Raw genomic sequence first — 23,295 nt, 5'->3', positions numbered from 1 at the left:
CGCTAAAACGGTTTCGCCGCCCAGTGATCGAGGCGGCTGTCGCGAAGCTCGCGCAGCGACTTCAGCCGTTGACTGTCCATGAAACGGGCCATGCCGGAAAGAATGCGCCCCGGCAGCGCGGGCCCGGCATAGATCATGCCGGTATAGAGCTGGACGAGATCGGCGCCGGCACGGATCTTTTCCAGCGCCGTCTCGGCGGAATCGACGCCGCCGACGCCGATGATGGTGGGATCCGGGCCAAGCAGTTTTCGCATCCTTGCCAGCACGATAGTCGAGCGCTCGAACAAGGGTTTCCCCGAAAGCCCGCCGGTCTCGCCGGCAAGGCCGGCGCTGCTCAGGCCGGCTCGCGCGATCGTTGTGTTGGAGACGATGACGCCGTCCATTTGCTTGTCGCTGATCTCGGCGGCGATGTCCTCAAGCTCGGCCTCGACCAGATCCGGCGCGATCTTGAGGAACACGGGCGGTTTTGCCGGTGCTGCCGCACGCGCGGCCATGACCCGCGACAGAAGTTCGCCAAGCTGTTCGCGTGCCTGCATGTTGCGCAGGCCCGGCGTGTTCGGCGAGGAGATGTTGATTGCCAGATAACTGGCATATCGCGCGAACCGGACCACGCCGCGTTCATAGTCACTGACGCGGTCGGTGCTGTCCTTGTTGGCGCCGATGTTGACGCCGACGATGCCGGCACGGCCCATGCGGGCGGCAAGGCGCTTTTCCGCGGCGGCGTGGCCTTCATTGTTGAAGCCCAGCCGGTTGATCACTGCCCCGTCCGAAGGCAGCCGGAAGATGCGCGGCTTCGGATTGCCGGTCTGCGGCAGCGGCGTGATCGTGCCGACCTCGGCGAAGCCGAAGCCGAGGCCGAGCAGCGCGTCCGGCACTTCGGCATTCTTGTCGTAACCCGCGGCCATGCCGAGCGGGTTCGGGAAACCGAGCCCGCAACGGCTGACCTTTAACCTGTTGTCCTGCGGCGGACGACCGGCGACCGGCAGCCCGCATCTCAGCGCGGCAATCGACAGCCCATGCGCGGTTTCCGGATCGAGCGTGAACAGCAGTTTCTGGCCGATCCGGTCGAACGCGCTCATTCGGCCTCCAGCGCCGGGAATTCATGCCGGCCGTCAGCGCCGAGCGGCAATGCCTGCACCGAAACGACCGCATCGAGGCCGAGCCCGCCATAGAGATGCGGGAACAGGGCGCCGCCGCGCGAGACCTCATATTTCAGCGCATCGCCGAGGCGCGCGCTATCGACGGCGACCAGCAGCAACCGGCTTTGGCCGGCGAAATGTTTGGCCGCCGTTTCCCGAACCTGCCCGGCGGTGGAAAAATGGATGAAGCCGTCGGCGACGTCGATCGGCGCGCCGGTGAAGCCGCCTTCTCTTTCAGCCTCGCGCCACAGCGCCTCGGGAACTATCTTGTAGATGATCTCGGACATCGTTGCGCTATAGTCCGAACCGACCACGCGGGGAAGGGCAGGCCCGTGTTCTTCCCCATTTCAGGTTCATCCCCATTTCAGGCGCAAACTGTGATAGATTGCGCTGACTGGCTCATGGAGGAAAACATGCGTCTGAAACACGTCTTGATCCCCGCAGCACTGGTGTCGCTTGTCGCGGCGTCGGCCTTTTCCGAGGAAGCCGATCGCTACCGGTTGGAGAAATCGGCCAATGGCTATGTCCGCATGGATACGCAAACCGGCGCCATGTCGCTCTGCGAGGAACGCTCCGGCCAGCTCGTCTGCAAGACGGCGGCCGACGAACGTGCCGCCCTACAAGATGAGGTCGACCGGCTGCAAAGTTCGGTGAAGGCGCTCGACGAACGCGTCGCCAAGCTCGAAAATTCGCTTGCCGCCCGTTTCGAATCGACTTTGCCCAGCGAGGAGGATTTCAACAAGACGATGGGCTACATGGAGCGCTTCCTGCGCAGCTTCATGGATATCGTCAAGGACATGGACAAGGACGACGACGGCGCCAAGCTCAATTCGCAAAAGACCTAGGCAATTCGCAAAAGACCTGGGGCGGGAATAGCAAGCCGCCCACGCCGGACGGCAGGCGTAGCGTTACAATCGTTCAGATCCTGCAAGGCGGAACATCGCCAACGGGATTCGGGGAGGGATATCACCGTTGGGCTACACATTCGTCATTGCCGATGATCACCCGCTTTTTCGCGGTGCATTGAGGGAGGCACTCGCGGGTATCGGAGATGTTGCCGCCATTCACGAGGCTGGCGATTTCGAAAGCGCCAAGGCGCTTGTCCTGGCCAATGAGGATGTCGATCTGGTGCTGCTCGATCTCTCGATGCCGGGGGCAAGCGGTCTTTCCGGCCTGATTTCGCTGCGCGGCATCCATCCGGCGGTGCCGATGATGGTGGTCTCGGCGCATGACGATCCGGTGACGATCCGGCGCGCGCTCGATCTCGGCGCCTCCGGCTTCATCTCCAAATCGGCCAGCATGGAGGAGATCCGCAATGCGGTGCAGTCGGTGCTCGCAGGCGATATCGCGGCTCCCGTCGGCATCGATCTCGGCGTCGAGCGCGATCCCGAGATTTCCGACCTGATCAAGCGGCTGCAGGCGCTGACCCCGCAGCAGACGCGCGTGCTCGGCATGCTGGCTGAGGGACTGCTCAACAAGCAGATCGCCTATGAGCTCGGGGTCTCCGAAGCGACGATCAAAGCGCATGTCTCGGCCATCCTGCAGAAGCTCGGCGTCGACAGCCGCACGCAGGCGGTCATCCTTTTGTCCAAAATCGGCAGCGACCCGCTGCAGACGGCCGGCTGATTCCTATTCGGCCGCCGGCGCCAGCGGCCTGACCCTGGCCATCATCGAGCGCAGCATCGCCGGTTTCAGTGGTTTGCTGATCACCGGCACGTCGAGCCTGCCGGCGGCGGCGCGAACCTCGCTGGAGCGGTCGGCGGTGACCAGCACGGCCGGCAGGTCCTCGCCATGGATCGCACGCAACTGGGCGATCAATTCGAGGCCGGTCCTGTTGTCGAGATGATAGTCGGCAAGCACGAGGTCCGGCCGATGCATGCCGGACCTGTCGAGATCCTCCGCGCCGGAAAGCGTGTCGACGCTGCAGCCCCAACCCTCGAGCAGCAGCCGCATGCCGTCGAGGATGCGGGCGTCGTTGTCGATGCAGAGCACATGGAGCCCGGCAAGCGAGGCCGCGGCACGGGCAGGCGGCTTCGCCTCGGCCTCGCGCCGCGGTGCCTGCACGGCCACCACCGGCAGCAACACGGAAAAGCGTGTGCCCTTGCCTGGGTTGGAGAAGATCCGGATTTCGAGGCGCAGGACGCGGGCGATGCGGTCGACAATGGAGAGCCCAAGGCCGAGGCCTTCCGCCTCGCGTGCGCCCTCGTCGAGCCGGGTGAATTCGCGGAACACGGTGTTGAGCTCGTCGCCGGCAATGCCGATGCCGGTGTCGATAACCTGGATCTCGGCCAGTTCGCCGCGCCGCCGCGCGCCGACCAGGATGCGGCCACGGCGCGTATACTTGATGGCGTTGGAAACCAGGTTCTGGATCAGCCGGCGCAGCAGATTGCGGTCCGTCATGACGCTGAGCGACGACGGCATGATCGAGAGTTCGAGCTTCTTTTCGGCGGCAAGCGGCCGGAAGTCGTTGCCGATCTGGCGCAGCAGCCCGTCGAGGCCGAAGCTCGTATCGTCCGGCTTCATCGCGCCGGCATCGAGGCGCGAAATGTCGAGCACCGCGCCGAGGATGGTCTCGACCGATTCCAGCGACGATTCGATGTTCATCGCCGCCTTGCCGGCAGGTCCCTTGCCGGTCTTCTCGATCAGCGACGAGCAATAGAGGCGGGCGGCGTTCAGCGGCTGCAGGATGTCGTGGCCGGCGGCAGCGAGGAAGCGGGTCTTGCCGAGATTGGCCTCCTCGGCCAGCATCTGCGCCTGCGCCAGCTCCTCATTGACGCGGGTGAGCTCGGCGGTGCGGCTCTTCACTCGCTGTTCCAGGGATTCGTTTGCGCGCTTCAGCGCCAGATCCTGCTCGACACGTCCGGAAATGTCGGCGTAGGTGGCGACGATGCCGCCGTCCGGCATCGGATTGGAGCGCAATTCCAGGATGCGCCCGCTTGTCTTCAGCTCCATCTGCCATGGGCTGACGAAGCTGGTCAGGCGGTTGAGCATGGTGACGCGCTGGTCTGCCGGTATGTCACCGCGCTCGGCAAGGTGGCGCAGGATACGATCGAGTGAGACGCCGACCTGGCCCATCTCGTCGGGCAGGTCGAACAGCGCCCGGTACTGGCGGTTCCAGCAAATCAACCGGAAATCGCGGTCGAAGACAGTGATGCCCTGTTCCATCTGGTCGAGTGCGATCTGCAGCAGGTCGCGATTGTGCTGCAGCGCCTCGGTGGCGTCATCGAGCAGGCGGAAGGCGTCCTTGGATTCGCGGTCGTTGCGGCGCAGCAGCAGCGACAGGATCAGCCGCGCCGAAGAGGAGCCGACGGCACTGGCCAGAAGCTGCTCGGAGAAGCGGATGACATCCATGCTGGCCTGTTCGTTGCCGAGCAGTGAAGTGCCGCTGCTCTTTTCGAACGACTGAAAGGACCGCTCGGTCCGTTCGACACCGAGATAGCGCGCGATCGTGTCCTTGAGGTCGTTGACGGTAATGGTGGTGCGGAAGCGGCGCAGGCTGGGCAGCGGACCCGCTTCGCGCGGCACGAAGATCGACGCCTGGATGCGTTCCAGCGGCACAGAGGCGCGCGATAGCGAGCCGAACACAAAAAACAGCGTGTTGATCGACAGGCTCCACAGCACGCCATGGTTCAGCGGCTCGGCGACGGTGCCGAAAAGAGCCTGCGGCCGCAATGCATCGAAGCCGAACAGGCCGTGGACGAGGATGCCGGTATCGGGCGCGACTAGCGAGGGAAGCAGCAGCGTATAGCTCCAGACGACGATGCCGGCGACCATGCCAAGTGCGGCACCCCTTCCGTTGGCGCCGCGCCAGACCAGGCCGCCAATCATTGCCGGCGCGAACTGCGCGATCGCGGCGAACGACATCAGGCCGATCGAGGACAGCCGCGCGCTGTTGGTGCTCTCGCGGTAGTAGAGAAAGGCGATGAACAGCATGATGAAGATCGCCGCCCGCCGTACATTGAGGATGAGCGTCGACCAGTCCTCGTTCTCCGATGTCGTGGTCCGCAGCAGCCGGCGCACGAACAGCGGAATGACCAGGTCGTTGGAGATCATGATCGACAGCGCGACGCTTTCGACGATCACCATTGCGGTCGCCGCCGACAGCCCGCCGATGAAGGCGGCCATGGCCAGCACGTCGTGGCCGCTGAACAGCGGCAGCGACAGCACGTAAAGGTCGCTGCTGGTCCTGGGGCCGACCAGTTCCAGGCCGGCCAATGCGATCGGCAGCACGAACAGGTTGATTGCCACCAGATAGAGCGGAAACACCCATGTCGCGGTGCGCAGCTCGGCCTCGCTGCGGTTTTCGACGATGGTGACGTAGAACTGGCGCGGCAGCATTAGGATGGCAAAGCCGCTCAGGCATGTCAGCACCAGCCAGGTAGCGAGCGAGGTGTTGTAGCCCATCGCCTGGCGCACCTGCGTGTTTTCGGCGAGCTGGTCGAACATATCGCCTGGCCCGCCGAAGATCAGGAACGTGACCATCAGGCCGATCGCCAGGAAGGCGGCGAGCTTGACCACGGTCTCGACCGCCACAGCCAGCACCAGCCCGTCCTGGTGCTCGGTGGCATCGGCATGGCGCGTGCCGAACAGCACCGCAAACAGCGCCAGCAGCATGGCCACGACCAGCGAGATGTCACTGACGAACGGATCGAACGACGGCGGCGAGCCGGTATAGTGCTCGACCATCAGGCTGACCGAGCCGGAGATCGCCTTCAATTGCAGCGCGATGTAGGGCACGGCGCCGATGGTCGCGATCAGCGTAGCGATCGCCGCAACAGCGAAGCTCTTGCCGTAGCGGGCACCGAGAAAGTCGGCGACCGAGGTGATCTTCTCGGTCTTGGCCAGCCTGACGATGCGCTGCAGCAGCGGAAAGCCGAACACGAACACCAGCACCGGTCCGATATAGATGCCGAGGAACTCCAGGCCGCGCTCGGAGGACAGCCCGACCGAGCCGAAGAAGGTCCAGGAGGTGCAGTAGATGGCGAGGCTGAGCGCATAGATAAAGGGCCGGGCGCGGCCAGGCCCGGATGAAGTCGAGCGCCGGTCGCCCAGGCTGGCGATGGCAAACAGCAACGTCACATAGGCGATCGCGATGATGACGATGAACCAGCCCTGCACGGCTCGAACTTCCTCCCTGCGCCGATTTTTTCATCCGGCCTTGCAGACGCAATCACAGCTTGGCCACCGAGTCCATCGCGGCTTTCGGCGCATTATGGCCGCGGCTTCGCGCAATCCAGGCCGGGGAAACACGTCTTTGCGCCTGTCGCAACCGCAGGTTTTTGCTATTCTGCCCGCCGGTCGATGCCGAGGCGTGGACGGCAGCACGGCCGGTCAGGACAAGGAGGGTCGAATGCTGAAAGAATTTCAGGAATTCATTTCCAGGGGCAATGTGATGGACCTGGCCGTCGCCGTCATCATTGGCGCTGCCTTCGGCAAGATCGTCACCTCGCTGGTCGACGACATCATCATGCCGGTCATCGGGGCGATTTTGGGCGGATTGGACTTCAACAACTACTTTCTGCCCTTGTCCTCGGCCGTTAACGCCACATCGCTGGCTGAGGCAAAGAAACAGGGCGCGGTCTTCGCCTATGGCAGCTTCATCACCGTGGCACTGAACTTCCTTATCCTCGCCTTCATCATCTTCCTGATGGTCAAGGCGGTGAACAATCTGCGCCAGCGGCTGGAGCGCGAGAAACCGGCCGCCCCGGTTGCCCCGCCGCCGGCCGATGTCGCGCTGCTCACCGAAATTCGCGATCTCCTCGCCAGAAAGTAGCGCCTGCGGTAACTTTCTGGACCAAAACCCCGGTCGCTTGCGGCCGGGGTTTTCTGTTTTCGTCCGCCCTGAAACACGCTAGCAGTCGAGCAAACGAAAACGGACCCATCCATGACCCTGATCGATACTCTGCGCGCCGAAGCGCGGGCGGCGCCTGAAAGCGGCATTGTCGCCGTCATGAACCGCGGCCGCGGCCGCGACGGCATGATCCCGCTCTGGGCCGGCGAGGGCGACCTGCCGACGCCTGCCTTCATCACCGATGCAGCCGCCAAGGCACTCGCCGGCGGCGAGACCTTCTACACCTGGCAGCGAGGCATTCCCGAACTCAGGCAGGCGCTCGCCCGCTACTACACCAGGCATTTCGGCAAGACTTTCGCCAACGAGGAATTCATCGTCACCGGCTCCGGCATGCACGCCATCCAGATGGCCATCGATGCGGTGGCCGGCAAGGGCGACGAACTCGTCTACCTGTCGCCGGCATGGCCGAACTTCGCCGCCGCCGCCGGCGTCGCCGGCGCTGTTCCAGTCGCGGTCACGCTCGACCAGTCGGGCAATGGCTGGTCCTGCGATGTCGACAAGATCGCAGCGGCGATCACGCCACGGACCAAGGCGCTGTTCGTCAACACGCCGTCCAACCCGACCGGCTGGACCGCCGACAAGGAGACGCTGCAGGCGATCCTCGACCTTGCCCGTGAGAGGGGCCTGTGGATCATCGCCGACGAGATCTACTCGCTGTTTCATTACGGCCATGGCCGCGCGCCGTCCTTCATCGACATCATGGCCGATGAGGATCGCATCCTGTTCGTCAATTCCTTTTCCAAGAACTGGGCGATGACCGGCTGGCGCATCGGCTGGATCAAGATCCATCCCGCCTTGCAGCAGGTGTTCGAGAACCTGGTCCAGTATTCGACTTCCGGCGTTGCGCAGTTCATGCAGCGGGGCGCCGTCGTTGCCCTCGATGAGGGCGACGCCTTCATCGTCGAGCAGGTGGAGCGGGCGAGGGCGGCGCGCGACCTGGTGTGCGGCATTCTCGCCGAAACCGGCAGGGCGCGGTTCACCGTGCCGCAGGGCGCATTCTATCTGTTCTTCGCGGTCGACGGCATCTCCGATTCCCGCGCTGCCGCCTTCGACATGGTCGACCGCGCCAATGTCGGCCTGGCTCCCGGCACCGCCTTCGGCCCCGGCGGCGAAGCCTTCCTCAGGCTGTGCTTCCACCGCCGCCTCGACCAGCTCGAGGAAGCCGCACACCGGCTGGCGAAATGGATGAAGACTGTCTGAGCGACTTCGCTCTGACGACCAAATGGTTCTCGGCGTAGAGTTTTAAACGACCTTCAGCCGCCCGACTTCGGCACCAGCAGCGGAATGACGCGGTCGCTTTTGGCGACTGAAGGCCGGCCGGCGGACCCGTAGGGAATCCCCAACGCGTCCCATGTCTCGACCAGTGCGTCCTGCAGCGAGGCGATCAGCGCGTCCGAATGGAACGGTGTAGGCGTGATGCGCAGCCGCTCGGTGCCGCGCGGCACCGTCGGGTAGTTGATCGGCTGGATGTAGATGCCGTGCACACCGAGCAGGCGGTCGCTGGCCATCTTGCAGAGCTCGGGATCGCCGACCAGAAGGGGCACGATGTGGGTAGGCGACTCCATCACCGGCAGGCCGGCCGCGGCCAGCACTTGCTTGGTCCGTGTCGCCTGACGCAGCTGCGCATCGCGCTCGGCCTGCGAGCGCTTGAGATGGCGGATCGAGGTGGTTGCCGCGGCAGCGATCGCCGGCGGCAACGCCGTGGTGAAGATGAAGCCCGGCGCATAGGAGCGCACCGCGTCGATCACCGCAGTGGTGCCGGCGATGTAGCCGCCAAGCGTGCCGAACGCCTTGGCCAGTGTGCCCTCGATGATGTCGATGCGGTCGGCCAGCCCTTCGCGCTCGGTGATGCCGCCGCCGCGCGGCCCGTACATGCCGACGGCGTGGACCTCGTCGATGTAGGTCATGGCGTTGTAGCGCTCGGCGAGGTCGACGATCTGCTTGATCGGCGCGATGTCGCCGTCCATCGAATAGACGCTCTCGAAGACAATCAGCTTGGCGCGCTCGCGGCCGGCCGTCTGCAGCAGGCTTTCGAGATGCGCGACGTCGTTATGGCGGAAGATCTTCTTCTCGGCGCCTGAGCGCCGCACGCCCTCGATCATCGAAGCGTGGTTGAGCTCGTCCGAGATGATCAGGCAATTGGGAAGCAGCTTTGCAATAGTCGAGATCGACGCCTCGTTGGAAACGAAGCCGGAGGTGAAAACCAGTGCCGCTTCCTTGTCGTGCAGGTCGGCCAGCTCCAGTTCGAGCTCGACCAGCGGGTTGCTGGTGCCGGAGATGTTGCGGGTGCCGCCGGCCCCCGACCCCATCTTGCCTGCCGCCTTCTGGAACGCGGCAATGACGTCGGGATGCTGGCCCATGCCGAGATAGTCGTTGGAGCACCAGACGGTGATTTCCTCGGCGCGGCCATTGGCGCGCCAGATGGCGCGCGGGAATTTCCCGACGATACGCTCAAGGTCGGCGAAGACGCGGTAGCGACGCTCCGCATGGAGCTGGTCGATCGCTTCCTCGAAAAACCGCTGATAGTTCATGTCGCCTTCCCAGTTTTGCGCGGGATCATAGTCATTGGCCTTTTCGGCGTCCACCTGGCCTTTTTGGTCAAAATGCCACGCCCCGTGCCTGTTCCTAACGACCACGGAACGTGGCCTATTCCCTTGATGTGGATCAATCTTGTTTCAGGACAATGCCACGCGCCGATGAGACTGGTTACCGCAGGTTTTAATGGCCTGGCGGCAGATTTTCCAGTACGGCGACGATTGAGACAGTTCCGACAAATCATCAATAGCGAGGATGCGGATGACGGTTTTGGTGACAGGCGGTGCCGGCTATATCGGTAGCCATATGGTCTGGGAATTGCTGGACACGGGCGACAGCGTCGTCGTCCTCGACCGGCTTTCCACCGGCTTTGAATGGGCGGTGGCCCCGGAAGCAAAGCTCGTCGTCGGCGACGTCGCCGACAGGGAACTGGTCGCCTCGATCATTCGCGACAATAAGGTCGACGCGATCATCCATTTCGCCGGCTCGATCGTGGTCCCCGAATCGGTCGCCGACCCGCTTGCCTATTACGAGAACAACACCTGCAAGACGCGCACCTTGATCGAGACCGCGGTGCGCGAAGGCGTGCCCAATTTCATCTTTTCCTCGACGGCCGCCGTCTATGGCGGCGCCGGCCTGGAGCCGGTGCGCGAGGATGCCCGGCTTGCGCCGGAATCGCCCTATGGCCTGTCCAAGCTGATGAGCGAATGGATGCTGCGCGACGCGGCAATTGCCCATGGGTTGCGCTATACGGCGCTGCGCTATTTCAACGTCGCCGGCGCCGATCCGAAGGGCCGCACCGGCCAGTCGACGCCCGGTGCCACGCATCTGATCAAGGTCGCTTGCGAGACGGCGCTCGGCAAGCGCCCCTTCATGCAGGTGTTCGGCACCGACTATCCGACGCCGGACGGTACCTGCATGCGCGACTATATCCACGTCAGCGACCTGGCGGCGGCGCATCGGCTGGCGCTTCAGCGGCTGCGTGCCGGCGGATCGAGCCTGGTCGCCAATTGTGGTTACAGCCACGGCTATTCGGTGCTCGAGGTCATCGACAGCGTCCGCCGGGTCTTCGGCCATGATTTCGAGGTGCGGATGGGCGATCGCCGCGCCGGCGACGCCGCCGCGGTCGTCGCCAATTCGGAGCTGGCGCGCGGCGAGCTCGGCTGGACCCCGCAGCGCGACAACCTCGACCAGATCGTTGCCGATGCGCTTGCCTGGGAGCGCATCCTGACCAGCAAGAATTCGGCTCTGGGGTGAAGTGGGCTCTCCGCAAAGGTTGGTTCAGCGCGCTGGGGGCGGAATGAAAATCCTGGTGCTTGGGGCCGGCGTCGTCGGTACGGCGGCGGCCTATTATCTGGCCAGCGCCGGCCATGAGGTGATAGTGATCGAGCGCCATCCGGCGGCGGCACGCGGCACCAGCCGGTCGAATGCCGGCCTGGTGTCGCCCGGAGACGCCACCGCCTGGGCCTCGCCAGCCGCGCTGAAGACGTTCCTGCGCGGCCTCTACAACCACGATCTCGGCATCAAGGTGCGGCTGCGCTTCGATCCGTATTTTTTCGCCTGGAGCCTGCGCTTCCTGCGCCAGTGCACGCATAAGCGCATGCGCGCCAACACCGACGTCAAGCTTCGTCTGGCGCTCTATTCGCGCGACTGCATCAACGCCGTCTCGGCCGAAACCGGCATCCACTATGACGAGCGCAAGAAAGGCATTCTCTATTTCTTCCGCTCGCAGCAGAGCTTCGATACCGGCACCGGCAATTATCGCTATCTCGGCGAACACGGCCTGCCGATCGAGATCGTCGGCCGCGACCGGCTGGTCGAACTCGAGCCCGGCCTTGCCGGCGCCAAGGACAAGATAGCCGGCGGCGTCTATTCGCCGATCGACCAGACCGGCGACTCCAGCCAATTCACGCAGCGCCTCGCTGCCTATGCCGCCGAGAAACTCGGCGTCCAATTCCTCTACGGCACCACGGTCGAAGGCCTCGACATCGACGGCGACCGGGTGCGCGCCGTGATGACCTCGGCCGGCCCGGTGGCCGGTGACGCGGTGGTCATTTCCATGGGGCCGGAGAGCGGTCTGCTCGGCCGCCGCTACGGCATCGATCTGCCCGTCTATCCCGTGAAGGGCTATACCGTGACTGTTCCGCTGGAAGATGAAAGCAAGGGGCCGATCATGGGCGGCGCCGACGAGGACCGGCTGATCGGCTATTCCAGGCTGGGAAATCGGCTGCGGATGTCCTCGACGGCGGAGTTCACCGGGTTCGACCGCACGTTGAAGCCACGCGATTTCAACTCGATCCTGAACACCGGCAAGGACCTGTTCCCCGGCGCTTTCGACGAGAGCAAGGCCGAGCTCTGGGCTGGACTTCGCCCGATGATGCCGAACTCCGTGCCGGTCATCGGCCGGGCGCGGTACGACAATGTCTACCTCGACACCGGCCACGGCCATCTCGGCTGGACCATGGCCTGCGGTTCGGGAAAATTCCTTGCTGACGTGGTCGCCGGCCGCAAGCCGGAGATCGATCCGCAAGGATTGCTCTACAGGAACTAGGCATCTCCAGACATCAGGGCGCCACGAGCTCGGCGGTCAGGCTCGTTCGTCGACCGCCGAACGCCAGGAGCGCACGTAACTTGTCCAGAGTGGATCGGCCGACGGTTCGGTCCTTTCGCCTCTGCCTTGCGGTGTCCCCTGGTCCGACGCCAGCAAGGCGGCGCCGATGCTGGTGCCTGTCGCAGCCTCGGAGGCAATGACGGCGCGCGCCGCCGCCGCAGCCAGCATGCGGGTGAACAGCCGGTTGCGGGCGAAGGGTCCTTCGACGATGGTGGGACCGTCCGCGCCGATCAGGTCGAGGCAGGTCGCGGTCATCAGCGCCAGGTAGAACGAGATGGCGACAAAGCGATGGCCGACGCTCATACCGTCCGCGTTAAGCCATGATGCGGTATGATGCGGAAACGGCCCCGAACCCTGTTGGGTCGAGGGCAATAGGGACGTCTTGCGCGCCAGCACCGTGGCAACATCGTCTTCCGTCCAGTTCTCCGATTGGCCCTCGGTCAGCACGGAAAACTCGCGGCCACCCATGAAGCGCGCCGAGGGCACGGGATCGCCGAGCGCGTTGACATTGACCAGCGTGTCGCGTGCCGGGTCGAGCGCGATCTTGTTGCCGCCAACCGCCATCGACACCACCCAGGTGCCGGTCGAGACCACGGAGAAAGGCGGCTTGTCGGACAGGAGATGCGGCATCAGCGAGGCGTTGGAATCGTGCAGGCCGCAAAACACCGGCGTTTGCGGGTCGAGGCCGGTTTGCCGCGCGAGAGCGGGCAGGATCGGGCCCAGGCGGTCCTTGGCCGGCCGCACCGGCGCCATTAGCCGGCGCCATTCCAGCCGGTCGACCAGCGACGAAAAATCCGCTTTCCACGGGTTCCACAGATCGGTGTGGCAGCCGAGCGAAGTCACCTCGCTGGCGGCGATGCCGGTCAGGCGCAAGGCCCAGTATTGCGGATACATCAGGATCGCTGCGGTTCTGGCGAAATCCGCCGGAAAGCGCTTCTGCTGCCAGAACAGCTGCGCGCCGAGATTGAGGCCGGCCGGCAGGTGCGGCGTGCCGGTCTCGGAGAACGCCGGACGGATCGTGTCATAGTCCCCGGCAAGGGCATCCGGCCCGTCGAATTCGTAGTCGAGCACCGGCAGCGCCAGTTCGCCTGATGCGTCGACCAGCACGCCCGTAGCGCCATGGGTGGTGATCGATATCGCATCGATGCGCTGCTCGCGATCGATCTCGGCCAGGCTGCCAAGGATAAACGCCCATAACCGCTCGACGTCATGGTGCGGGTACGGGCCTTGCCGAACCGGCTCGTTCACCATCCTGCGCAGCGCGACTTCGCTTGCTGCGGCAAGATCGACCAGCGCCACCTTGGCGTTGGTCTTGCCGATATCGATGACGGCGACGTGGCGGGTCATTCCATATGGAACATTGTTTCCAGCGGCACCGCCACCGGCTCGTTGTTCGGCTTGGTCTCCATGATGTCCGCCATCTCGGCCCACCAACGCTGCATCACCGGATGCTTCGGCAATTCGTCCATGCCGTGGTCGTCACGGCGCCACAGCACGCCGAACAAGGTGTTGGTCTCTTCGTCGAGATGGATCGAGTAATCGGAGATACCGGCCTGTTTGAGCAGCGCGACCAGCGACGGCCAGATGTCGTCGTGGCGCCTCTTGTATTCGGCCTTCATGCCCGGATTGAGCTTCATCTTGAACGCGTATTTCTCCGGCATCAGGCAAAGCGCTCCCGCCGCACTCGCCGCCACAGGATCGGCAGCGCGATAACGATGATCAGCAGCAGGCCGATGAAGATCGACATAACGATCCCCGGCACGTTGAGCAGGCCGAGGCCGAAGGTCACCAGTCCCATGATGAAGGCGGCCAGCACCACACCCAGAATGCTGCCGGCGCCGCCCAGGATGCTGACGCCGCCGAGCACCACCATGGTGATGACTTCCAGCTCGTAGCCCTGTGCGATGGACGGCCGGGTCGAGCCGAGCCGCGATGTTATCAGCACCGAGGCGATGCCCGCCATCAGGCCGGTCAGGCAAAACAGGATGAATTTGATACGGCCGACGCGTACGCCGGAAAACTGCGCCGCGACCGGGTTGTTGCCGATGGCAAAGACCCGGCGGCCGAAGCTCGTCCGGTGCAGAAGGAACCAGTAGACGACTGCCGCGACCAGGAAAAGCGTCAGTTCGAACGACACCACCCACCAGACATAGCCCTGGCCGAAGAAGGCGAAGCTCGCGGGATAGCCCTTGTAGGCCTGGTCGCCCAGGATGATGAAGGCAATGCCGCGAAACAGGCTCATCGTGCCGATGGTGACGACGATCGACGGCAAGCCGAGCCTGGTGACGAGCAGTCCGTTGAAGGCGCCGCAGCCGAGCCCGACGACGAGGCCGATTGCCACCAGTTCAGGCATGCCGGCGCCGGCCTGCACCGCCATGCCCATCATTGTTGACGCCAGCGCGATGATGGCGGCCACCGACAGGTCGATTTCGCCGGAGATGATCAGCAGCGCCATGGCCAGCGCGATCAGCGCCTTTTCCGTGAAGTTGAAGGTCAGGTCCGACAGAGACCACGCGTCGAGGAAATAGGGCGAGGCAAAGCTGTTGACGGCAAAGATGGCAACCGCCACGACGACCAGCAGCGCCTCCCATGAGAAGATCGCCGACGTCAGCGGCTTGTCGAGCCGGTCGGGAATATGGCGTGGGGCAGGGGTGTCGGTCATGCCGCTTCCGCCTTCTTGAGGATGATGCGGCCTTGCCGGCGTTCGCCGCGCGCGTTGAGCACCACGGCCAGGATGATGGCGCTGCCTGAAATCGCCATCTGCCAGAAGGGCGAGATATTGATGACCGGCAGCGCGTTGGAGATGATGCCGAGGAACAGCGCGCCGAGCACCGCGCCGCCGACCGAGCCGATGCCGCCGGCGATCGAGATGCCGCCGATGACGCAGGCAGCGATGATATTGAGCTCATAGCCGTTGGCGACCTCGACCGAGGCGATGACGTAGCGCGAGATCCACAGATAGCCGCAGAGGCCGCCGATCATCCCCGAAATGCAGAAGACGGTGAATTTCGTCCGGCCGACATCGATGCCGGCATAGACCGATGCGGTCGGGTTGACGCCGATGGCATAGATCGAGCGGCCGAGCGCGGTGCGCGTCATCACGAGGAAGAACAGCGCAATAACCAGCAGGGCGATCCACGACAGTACCGGAATGCCGAGGAAAGCCGCGCGCTGCAACCCGATGAAATCAGCGCTCATCTGGTCGGCGTTGACCCAGGCGCCGCCTGAAATGACGAACGTGGCACCGCGGTAGATGGTGAGGGTGCCGAGCGTTACCACGATCGAGGGAATGTTCAGCCGCCATACCAGCAGGCCGTTGATGGCGCCGAGCACCAGGCCGACCAGAAGTGCGATGACGATCAGCAGCGGGATCGGGATCGCCGGATGCGCGGCGTTCAGCATTGCCACCACCATGCCGGTGAAGCAGAGATTTGAAGCCATCGACAGGTCGATCGAGCGGGTCAGGATGACGACCATCTGGCCGAGCGCCAGGATCATCAGGATCGACGTGTCGTTGAACACCTGGCGCAGGTTGGCCGGATCGGCAAAACCTGGAAACCGCGTGGAGATCAGCCCGATCAGCACGACGATTGCCGCCAGCAGCCAGACCTCGCGATGTTTGAGAAGAGCCTTCATGCCGCGATCCCCGCTGCCGTCCTGACCAAGGTTTCGGCGTCGAGCCCTTTATTGTCGTAGACCTCGGCAATGCGGCCCTCGCGCATAACGACGACGCGGTCCGACATGCCGAGGATTTCCGGCAATTCGGACGACACCATGATCACCGACAGGCCTTGCGCGACGAGCTCGGCCATGAAGCCGTGCACGGCGGCCTTCGAGCCGATGTCGATGCCCTTGGTCGGCTCGTCCAGGATGATCACCTTGGGCGCGGTCGCCAGCCATTTGGCGATGACGATCTTCTGCTGGTTGCCGCCCGACAGCGTGCCGACGTCCTGGCTGAGCGAGGAGGCGCGCAGATCGAGCCGCTCGGTGTAGGAGCGGGCCAGCGCGAACTCTTCGGCCAGCCGCAATATGCCGGATTTGGATGTCCGTTTGAGCGAGGGCAGCGAGACATTCTGGAAGATCGGCAGGCCGATCACCACGCCTTGCTTGCCGCGCTCCTCCGGCACATAGACGATGCCGGCGTCGATCGAATCCGCCGCCGATTTCGGCGCGATTGCCTTACCCTCCAGCGTGATCGTGCCGCCGCTGGTGCGGGTGATGCCTGATATCGCCTGCATCACCTCGCTGCGCCCGGCGCCGACAAGGCCGTAGAAGCCGAGGATTTCGCCCCTGTGCAGCTCGAAGCCTATGTCGTCGAACTCGGTCGGGTGCGACAGGCCGGAGACGGCCAGCACCGGCGCGCCGATCTCGGCCTTGCGCTGCGGAAAGATGTGATCGACCGAGCGGCCGACCATCATGCGCACGATCTGGCTCTGGCCGGCGTCCTTGATCAGGCCTTCGCCGACCATCTCGCCGTCGCGGAACACGGTATAGCGGTCGGCGATGCGGTAGATCTCATCGAATTTGTGGCTGATGAACAGGATCGCCTTGCCGTCGCTCTTGAGGAATTCGATCAGCAGGAAAAGCTCTTCGATCTCCTTCATCGAAAGCGCTGCCGTCGGCTCGTCCATGATGACGATCCGCGCGTCGATGGACATGGCGCGGGCAACCGCAACCAGGTGCTTGTTGGCAATGCCGAGATCCTTCAGCCTGGCGTCGGCGTCGATATGGCCGGCGCCCATCGTGTCGAGCACCTCGCGGGCATTCTTGCGCATGGTGCGCCAGTCGATGGTTTTGAAACGCGTGCGCGGCGCATGGCCGAGGAAGATGTTTTCGGCCACCGTCAGGTCGTCGAACAGCACGGTTTCCTGGTGGATGGCGGTGATGCCGTGCCCGAACGCAGCGTGGGCGCTGGGCAGTGTGACCGGCTGGCCGTCAATGCTGATCGTGCCAGCATCCGGCTGGTAGATGCCGGTCATGATCTTGACCAGAGTCGACTTGCCGGCACCGTTTTCGCCGATCAGCGCGGTTACCTGGCCGGGATAGAGCGACAGGCCGACATTGTGCAGCGCCCGCACGCCGGGAAAGCTTTTCGAGATGCCGGACAGCGTCAGGCGCGGTCCGGATGACAAAGGCGCTTCATGTGCCACTTCGTGCTGGGCTGTCGTGTCCATAATCGTATCAAGCCCTGTAGCAAGGTTCGTTTGAAAGCGCGGCGGAACCTGAGCCCCGCCGCACCGTTTCGAAGGTCCCAGGATCAATAGATCTTGGAGAACTTTTCGATGTTCGACTTGTCGAACTGGAAGGGCGGAGCCATCGCAGCCGAGTTGGTGTCGTCGAGCGTGACCTTGCCGACGCGGCCGATCGACAGCGTAGCACCGGGCTTGGCCTCTTCCTTCTTCACCGCCAGGTCGTGGGCGAGGTAGACGGCGGAGTAGCCGAGATCGATCGGGTTCCACAGCGCAACCGCCTGGCTGGCGCCATTGTCGATGAACTTTTTGAACTCCGACGGCAGCGCCAGGCCGGTGACGTTGACCTTGCCGATCAGGCCCTCGTCAGTCACCACCTGCGCGGCGGCAACGACGCCGACCGTGGTCGGTGCGATGATCGCCTTGAGGTTCGGATAGGACTTCAGCAGGCCCTTGGCTTCGTCCGTGCTCTTGGCCGAGTCGTCGTCGCCATAGACGGTGGCGACGAGCTTGATCTTAGGGAACTTCTCCGGCAGCACCTTCTTGGCCGCGTCGATCCAGGCATTCTGGTTGGTCGCGGTCGAAGAAGCCGACAGGATGGCGACATCGCCGCCTTCCGGCAGGTAGTCGGCGGCCAGCTTGATGATGGTCTCACCGATCAGGTTGGTATCGGAGGGGTTGAGGTGAAGCTGGCGTCCTTCCGGCGCGACGCCTGAATCCCACGAGATGACGGTAATGCCGCGCTGCATCGCCTTCTTCAGCACTGGCACCAGCGCGTCGGCGTCGTTCGCCGAAATGGCGATGGCATTGACCTTCTGGGCGATCAGCGAATTGACCACTTCGATCTGCGCTTCGGCGGTCGCCTTGGTCGGGCCGGTGTAGATGATGTCGACATCGCCGAGCTCCTTGGCCGCCTCTTCGGCGCCCTTGTTGGCGGCGTCGAAGAAGCCGTTGCCGAGCGACTTCACCACCAGCGCGATCTTGACGTTTTCGGCGTAGGCGGCATTCACGAACAGGGCGGCGGAGAACGCCGCCGTAACCATCAATTTCTTCAGAAAGCTCATCGAATATCCTCCCTTGAGCGTTGCATTCCATCGCCGCTGCGGGCGTGAGTGGTTCTCAGGCCTGCAGCGAAGATTCTTCCTTGTTGGTTGCCGTTGTGCGGGCGATGATCAGCGTCACGCCGGCGGTCTCCAGCATCTTGGCTTCGCGATCCTCGATGGCGTCGTCGGTGATCACCGTGGCGATGCGCGACAGGCCGCACAGGATCAGGCTCGAGCGTTTGCGGAACTTCGAGGAATCGACCAGCACCACCAATTCGTCTGCCTGGTCGATCAGTTTCTGCTCGGCCTGGATCAGCAGCGGGTCGCCTTCCATAAGGCCGAGCGGCCCCAGCCCTTGCGCGCCCATGAACATGCGGCGCGCGTAGAAATTGCGCGTCACGTCATTGTCGAACGGCGACAGGATGATGTTCTGCTCGCGGTAGATGGTTCCGCCCGACAGCATCACCGTGTTCTTGGAGTGCCTGAGCAAGTGCTCCGCGATCGGGAAGGAATTGGTGAAGATCGGCATGCGGCGGCCGGTCAGGAAATGCACCATCTGGAAGGTGGTGGTGCCGCCATTGATGATGATCGGCTCGCCGTCCTTGCACAGATCCACGGCTTCCCGCGCGATTGCCCGCTTCTGCGAAGCGTTGATGGTCTCGTTGACGGAAAAGGGCCGGCCGGCTAGGCCGATGAACTGCGGCGGCGAAAGCGCCTCGGCGCCGCCGCGCACCCGGCGCAGCCGTTTTTGCACATGCAATGCCGCGATGTCGCGCCGGATCGTCGCCTCCGACGACTCCGTCAGGTCGACCATCTCCTGCACCGTCACCACAGGCTTTTCCTGGACGGCGGACAGAATGATCCTGTGGCGCTCTTTCTCGTGCATGGTTCCTCCCTGCCGGAGCATCTAGTCACCCAAAGCGCGCAGTGTCAATCATTTCCGATCAGATAATTTCATTGTGCAAATGCAATATGACTGATATTGATCGTTTGTGATTGACAAGGCCGCCGCTTGCGTAGAAATTCGTACAAAAGGGACCCGCGCCGTTTGCGTGTCCCAAAGGGAGGATACCTATGCTCGACAAGCGCTCCGGCACGCGCCTCGCCAATCTTTGGGATGACGCAAAAGCGCAAGCAATGAGCGAGCCCGAACGTCTGGTCTATCGCTCGAATGTTCTTGGCTCCGACAAGCGCGTCACCAATTATGGCGGCGGCAACACCTCCTCCAAGATTTGGCAAAACGATCCGCTCACCGGCGAGAGCGTGGAAGTGCTGTGGGTCAAGGGCTCGGGCGGCGACAGCGCCTCGATCAAGCTCGACGGCTTCGCCACGCTCTACATGGACAAATTGCGCGCGCTGAAAGGTCTCTATCGCGGCCTCGAACATGAAGACGAGATGGTCGGCTATCTGCCCCATTGCACCTTCAACCTCAACCCGCGCGCGGCTTCCATCGACACGCCGCTGCATGCCTTCGTGCCGAAGCCTTATGTCGACCATATGCATCCCGATGCCATCATCGCCATTGCCGCCGCCAAGGATTCGCAGGCGCTGACCAAGGAGATCTTCGGCGACACGATCGGCTGGCTGCCATGGAAACGTCCGGGCTTCGAGCTCGGCCTGTGGCTGGAGAAATTCTGCCGCGAAAACCCCGAAGCCAAGGGTGTCGTACTGGCCAGTCATGGCCTGTTCAGCTGGGGCGACACGCCGAAGGAATGCTACGAGACTACGATCTCGGTGATCAACCAGGCGATCGACTGGTTCGAGCGCAAGAGCCAGGGCAAGCCGATTTTCGGCGGCGAAGTCGTCAAATCCCTCGATGCGCCTGCGCGTCGCGCCGTGGCCGCAAAACTGATGCCGAGGATCCGTGGCCTGATCTCGGAGAACAGCCACAAGCTCGGCCATTTCGACGATTCCCCTGCCGTGCTCGAATTCGTCAATTCCAGGGATTTGCGGCCGCTGGCGGCACTCGGCACGTCCTGCCCGGACCACTTCCTGCGCACCAAGATCCGGCCGCTGGTCATCGAGTTCGACCCCCAAAATCCCGACGTCGATGCCGTCATTGCCCGTCTTGCCGATGATGTGGCGGAGTATCGCGTCGGCTATCAGGCCTATTATGACCGCTGCAAGCACGCGGATTCGCCACCGGTGCGCGATCCGAACGCCGTCGTCTATCTGATGCCCGGCGTTGGCATGTTCACCTTCGCCGGCGACAAGGCGACGGCGCGCATATCGGGCGAATTCTACGTCAACGCCATCAACGTCATGCGCGGTGCCTCGACGGTCTCGACCTATGTCGGCCTGCCCGACCAGGAAGCCTTCGACATCGAATACTGGCTGCTCGAAGAGGCAAAGCTGCAGCGCCTGCCGAAACCAAAGGCTCTTGCCGGCCAGATTGCGCTGGTCACCGGCGGCGCCGGCGGTATCGGCCGGGCCACCGCCAACCGGCTGCTGCGCGAGGGCGCGTGCGTCGTGCTGGCCGATATCGACGAAGCAGCCCTTGCCAGCGCCAATGACGAGCTTGCCAAGGCCTATGGCAAGGATTTCGTGCGGCCCGTAGTCATCAACGTCACGTCCGAGGATCAGGTGATCTCCGGCTTTGCCGAAACGGCGGTCGAATTCGGCGGCATCGATATTCTGGTCTCCAATGCCGGCCTGGCCTCCTCGGCGCCGATCGAGGACACCACGCTGACGCTGTGGAACAAGAACATGGACATCCTGTCGACCGGCTATTTCCTGGTTTCGCGGGAGGCGTTCCGGCTGTTTCGGGCGCAGAAGATCGGCGGCAACGTCGTCTTCGTCGCCTCCAAGAATGGGCTTGCCGCATCGCCAAACGCCGCCGCCTATTGCACTGCCAAGGCCGCCGAAATCCATCTGGCACGCTGCCTGGCGCTGGAAGGCGCGGAAGCGCAGATCAGGGTCAATGTCGTCAACCCCGACGCTGTGCTGCGCGGCTCGAAGATCTGGACCGGCGAATGGAAGGAACAGCGCGCCGCCGCCTACAAGATGTCGACCGACGATCTCGAGGAGCACTACCGCTCGCGTTCGATGCTGAAGCGGTCGGTGTTCCCCGAAGACATCGCCGAGGCGATCTATTTCTTCGCCTCCGATATGTCGGCCAAATCGACCGGCAACATCATCAACGTCGACGCCGGCAACGCACAGAGTTTTACGCGATAAGCGACCGTCTTTGAGGGTTGCGCTGCCCCTCATCCGCCTGCCGGCACCTTCTTCCCGTATAGTGACGGGGAGAAGGGAAGCGCTACAACGCCGGTGATCCTCCTCTCCCCGTGTTTTTACGGGGAGAGGGTAAGGGTGAGGGGCAGCGCCGACCAACGCAAATTGGGAGGAAACCACCATGTCCGAAACCATCATCTCCGCCGACCTCGTCGACAGGCACAATGCCGCGCGCGATGCCGACCTCAGACGCGACTACGAGTCTCTCGGCGAGCGCCTCGACCGCCGCGGCATCGCCATCGACGCCATCCGCGACAAGGTCGAGAAATTCGCCGTCGCCATCCCGTCCTGGGGCGTCGGCACCGGCGGCACCCGCTTTGCCCGCTTTCCCGGCGCCGGCGAGCCGCGTGACATTTTCGACAAGATCGAGGACTGCGCCGTCATCCGGCAATTGACGCAGGCGACGCCGACCGTCTCGCTGCATATTCCCTGGGACAAGGCCGATCCGAGCCGGCTGAAGCAGGCGGCATCCCGCTTCGGCCTCGGCTTCGACGCCATCAACTCCAACACCTTCTCCGACGCCAGCGACCAAAAACTTTCCTATAAATTCGGCTCGCTGTCGCATGCCGATGCAGCAACACGCCGGCAGGCGGTCGAGCACAATCTCGAATGCATCGAGATCGGCAGGACGCTGGGCTCCAAAGCGCTGACGGTATGGATCGGTGACGGCTCGAACTTTCCCGGCCAGGTCAATTTCGCCAAGGCATTCGAGCGCTATCTCGACGCGATGAAGGAGATCTATGCCGGACTGCCGGACGGCTGGAAACTGTTCACCGAGCACAAGATGTACGAGCCGGCCTTCTATTCGACCGTCGTGCAGGATTGGGGCACCAATTACATCATCGCCAAAGAGCTTGGCGACAAGGCGTTCTGTCTGGTCGACCTCGGCCATCACGCCCCCAACGTCAACATCGAGATGATCGTGTCGCGGCTGATCCAGTTCAAGAAACTCGGCGGCTTCCATTTCAACGATTCGAAATATGGCGACGACGACCTCGACGCCGGCTCGATCGATCCCTACCGGCTGTTCCTTGTCTTCAACGAACTCGTCGATGCCGAGCTTTCAGGTGCAGAAGGGTTCGATCCGGCTCACATGCTCGACCAGAGCCACAACGTCACCGACCCGATCGAAAGCCTGATGCTGTCGGCAATTGAGGTGCAGCGCGCCTATGCTCAGGCGCTGCTGGTCGACCGCAAGGCGCTCGAAGGTTTCCAGCATGCCAATGACGCGCTGATGGCGACGCAGACGCTGAAGACAGCCTATCGCACCGACGTCGAGCCGATCCTTGCCATGGCGCGGCTGAAGACCGGCGGCGCCATCGATCCGGTCGCCGCCTACCGCGCCGCCGGCTACCGAGCGAAGGTCGCAGCCGAACGACCGGCGGTGGCGAGCGTCGGTGGCGGGATTGTTTGATATTGGTGAAAATGAAAACCCGCCACGAAGGGCGGGTCGTTGGAGCCAATTAGCACCACAGCTAGATTAGTAGCATAGCTGCCGGCACAAAGCAAGAACAAAATTGCCTGTCAGCGTTGAATGTTGGCTTCTTTTCAGCTTGGGTTCCTCGCCCCCACGAAAGTGGGGGAGAGGTGGCTCGGCGAAGCCGAGACGGAGCGGGGGGGCCGCGCTACGAAGGCCCCCTCTCCGGGCGCCGGGCGGGCCCCCCCCCACCCAACTAGTGGGGGGGGGGCCCCG

19 protein-coding genes are annotated in these 23,295 nt (G+C 63.5%); 8 read left to right on the top strand and 11 right to left on the bottom strand.

Annotated elements, in window-relative coordinates; all coding sequences use genetic code 11:
- Window positions 1-2: 2 nt before the first annotated feature.
- Together NKJ23_RS31025 and NKJ23_RS31020 are read right to left on the bottom strand one after the other, a co-directional pair.
- Window positions 3-1,079: a quinone-dependent dihydroorotate dehydrogenase gene (locus tag NKJ23_RS31025; RefSeq protein ID WP_023677365.1), complete on the bottom strand. Its 1,077-nt coding sequence runs from the start codon at window positions 1,077-1,079 to the stop codon at window positions 3-5.
- Window positions 1,076-1,426, bottom strand: a complete 351-nt coding sequence (locus NKJ23_RS31020) for a DUF952 domain-containing protein (protein ID WP_023677366.1) — start codon at window positions 1,424-1,426, stop codon at window positions 1,076-1,078. The genes NKJ23_RS31025 and NKJ23_RS31020 overlap by 4 nt, the downstream gene beginning before the upstream one ends.
- Window positions 1,427-1,552: 126 nt before the next feature.
- On the opposite strand from NKJ23_RS31020, the gene NKJ23_RS31015 reads away from it, so the two are divergent.
- Together NKJ23_RS31015 and NKJ23_RS31010 are read left to right on the top strand one after the other, a co-directional pair.
- A complete protein-coding gene (locus NKJ23_RS31015; RefSeq protein ID WP_023677367.1) occupies window positions 1,553-1,984 on the top strand; it encodes a hypothetical protein in 432 nt (143 codons plus the stop codon).
- A 118-nt stretch (window positions 1,985-2,102) separates the two neighbouring features.
- Window positions 2,103-2,765, top strand: a complete 663-nt coding sequence (locus tag NKJ23_RS31010; protein ID WP_031211969.1) for a response regulator transcription factor — start codon at window positions 2,103-2,105, stop codon at window positions 2,763-2,765.
- A gap of 3 nt (window positions 2,766-2,768) precedes the next feature.
- On the opposite strand, the gene NKJ23_RS31005 is transcribed toward NKJ23_RS31010, so the two are convergent.
- The gene (locus NKJ23_RS31005) at window positions 2,769-6,257 is read right to left on the bottom strand and encodes a PAS domain-containing hybrid sensor histidine kinase/response regulator (RefSeq protein WP_352684501.1); all 3,489 of its coding nucleotides are present in this window, start codon (window positions 6,255-6,257) and stop codon (window positions 2,769-2,771) included.
- A gap of 232 nt (window positions 6,258-6,489) precedes the next feature.
- Between NKJ23_RS31005 and mscL the strand changes: the two genes are divergently transcribed.
- On the top strand, window positions 6,490-6,912 hold the full coding sequence (gene mscL / locus NKJ23_RS31000) for a large conductance mechanosensitive channel protein MscL (RefSeq protein WP_352488570.1): 423 nt from the start codon (window positions 6,490-6,492) through the stop codon (window positions 6,910-6,912).
- Between the two features lie 111 nt (window positions 6,913-7,023).
- Window positions 7,024-8,190 carry a pyridoxal phosphate-dependent aminotransferase gene (locus NKJ23_RS30995; protein ID WP_352614680.1) on the top strand — a complete coding sequence of 389 codons (1,167 nt, stop codon included), beginning with the start codon at window positions 7,024-7,026 and terminating at the stop codon, window positions 8,188-8,190.
- Between the two features lie 53 nt (window positions 8,191-8,243).
- Here the strand turns inward: NKJ23_RS30995 and hemA are convergent, their stop codons facing one another.
- Complete coding sequence (gene hemA / locus NKJ23_RS30990; RefSeq protein WP_352684517.1) at window positions 8,244-9,521, bottom strand: 5-aminolevulinate synthase; 1,278 nt, start codon at window positions 9,519-9,521, stop codon at window positions 8,244-8,246.
- A 265-nt stretch (window positions 9,522-9,786) separates the two neighbouring features.
- Here hemA and galE point away from each other — a divergent pair, with 265 nt between their 5' ends.
- Window positions 9,787-10,782: a UDP-glucose 4-epimerase GalE gene (gene galE / locus NKJ23_RS30985; RefSeq protein WP_352506203.1), complete on the top strand. Its 996-nt coding sequence runs from the start codon at window positions 9,787-9,789 to the stop codon at window positions 10,780-10,782.
- 43 nt (window positions 10,783-10,825) lie between these two features.
- Window positions 10,826-12,076: a D-amino acid dehydrogenase gene (locus NKJ23_RS30980; RefSeq protein ID WP_352684499.1), complete on the top strand. Its 1,251-nt coding sequence runs from the start codon at window positions 10,826-10,828 to the stop codon at window positions 12,074-12,076.
- A 36-nt stretch (window positions 12,077-12,112) separates the two neighbouring features.
- On the opposite strand, the gene NKJ23_RS30975 is transcribed toward NKJ23_RS30980, so the two are convergent.
- From NKJ23_RS30975 to NKJ23_RS30945, 7 genes are all read right to left on the bottom strand, one after another.
- Window positions 12,113-13,483 (bottom strand): FGGY-family carbohydrate kinase, encoded by a 1,371-nt coding sequence (locus tag NKJ23_RS30975; protein ID WP_352684497.1) that lies wholly within the window; start codon window positions 13,481-13,483, stop codon window positions 12,113-12,115.
- On the bottom strand, window positions 13,480-13,797 hold the full coding sequence (gene rhaM / locus NKJ23_RS30970; protein WP_352448660.1) for an L-rhamnose mutarotase: 318 nt from the start codon (window positions 13,795-13,797) through the stop codon (window positions 13,480-13,482). Before rhaM ends, NKJ23_RS30975 begins: the two co-directional genes overlap by 4 nt.
- A complete protein-coding gene (locus tag NKJ23_RS30965) occupies window positions 13,797-14,798 on the bottom strand; it encodes an ABC transporter permease (RefSeq protein WP_352589179.1) in 1,002 nt (333 codons plus the stop codon). Before NKJ23_RS30965 ends, rhaM begins: the two co-directional genes overlap by 1 nt.
- Window positions 14,795-15,772: an ABC transporter permease gene (locus tag NKJ23_RS30960; RefSeq protein WP_352684495.1), complete on the bottom strand. Its 978-nt coding sequence runs from the start codon at window positions 15,770-15,772 to the stop codon at window positions 14,795-14,797. Before NKJ23_RS30960 ends, NKJ23_RS30965 begins: the two co-directional genes overlap by 4 nt.
- Entirely contained in the window at window positions 15,769-17,310 is a 1,542-nt protein-coding gene (locus tag NKJ23_RS30955) for a sugar ABC transporter ATP-binding protein (protein ID WP_352614691.1), read from the bottom strand. Before NKJ23_RS30955 ends, NKJ23_RS30960 begins: the two co-directional genes overlap by 4 nt.
- Before the next feature lie 83 nt (window positions 17,311-17,393).
- A complete protein-coding gene (rhaS, locus tag NKJ23_RS30950) occupies window positions 17,394-18,389 on the bottom strand; it encodes a rhamnose ABC transporter substrate-binding protein (protein WP_352684493.1) in 996 nt (331 codons plus the stop codon).
- Between the two features lie 55 nt (window positions 18,390-18,444).
- Window positions 18,445-19,254, bottom strand: a complete 810-nt coding sequence (locus NKJ23_RS30945; protein WP_023677380.1) for a DeoR/GlpR family DNA-binding transcription regulator — start codon at window positions 19,252-19,254, stop codon at window positions 18,445-18,447.
- A gap of 188 nt (window positions 19,255-19,442) precedes the next feature.
- Between NKJ23_RS30945 and NKJ23_RS30940 the strand changes: the two genes are divergently transcribed.
- Both NKJ23_RS30940 and rhaI read left to right on the top strand, forming a co-directional pair.
- A complete protein-coding gene (locus NKJ23_RS30940; RefSeq protein WP_352684491.1) occupies window positions 19,443-21,545 on the top strand; it encodes a bifunctional rhamnulose-1-phosphate aldolase/short-chain dehydrogenase in 2,103 nt (700 codons plus the stop codon).
- A gap of 178 nt (window positions 21,546-21,723) precedes the next feature.
- Window positions 21,724-23,016 carry an L-rhamnose catabolism isomerase gene (gene rhaI, locus NKJ23_RS30935; protein WP_352684489.1) on the top strand — a complete coding sequence of 431 codons (1,293 nt, stop codon included), beginning with the start codon at window positions 21,724-21,726 and terminating at the stop codon, window positions 23,014-23,016.
- Window positions 23,017-23,295: the final 279 nt, after the last annotated feature.

The sequence above is a fragment of the Mesorhizobium sp. M0184 genome, from assembly GCF_040322215.1.
In the GTDB taxonomy this organism is placed as follows: domain Bacteria; phylum Pseudomonadota; class Alphaproteobacteria; order Rhizobiales; family Rhizobiaceae; genus Mesorhizobium.
This window is presented reverse-complemented; position numbering and strand designations above follow the sequence as displayed.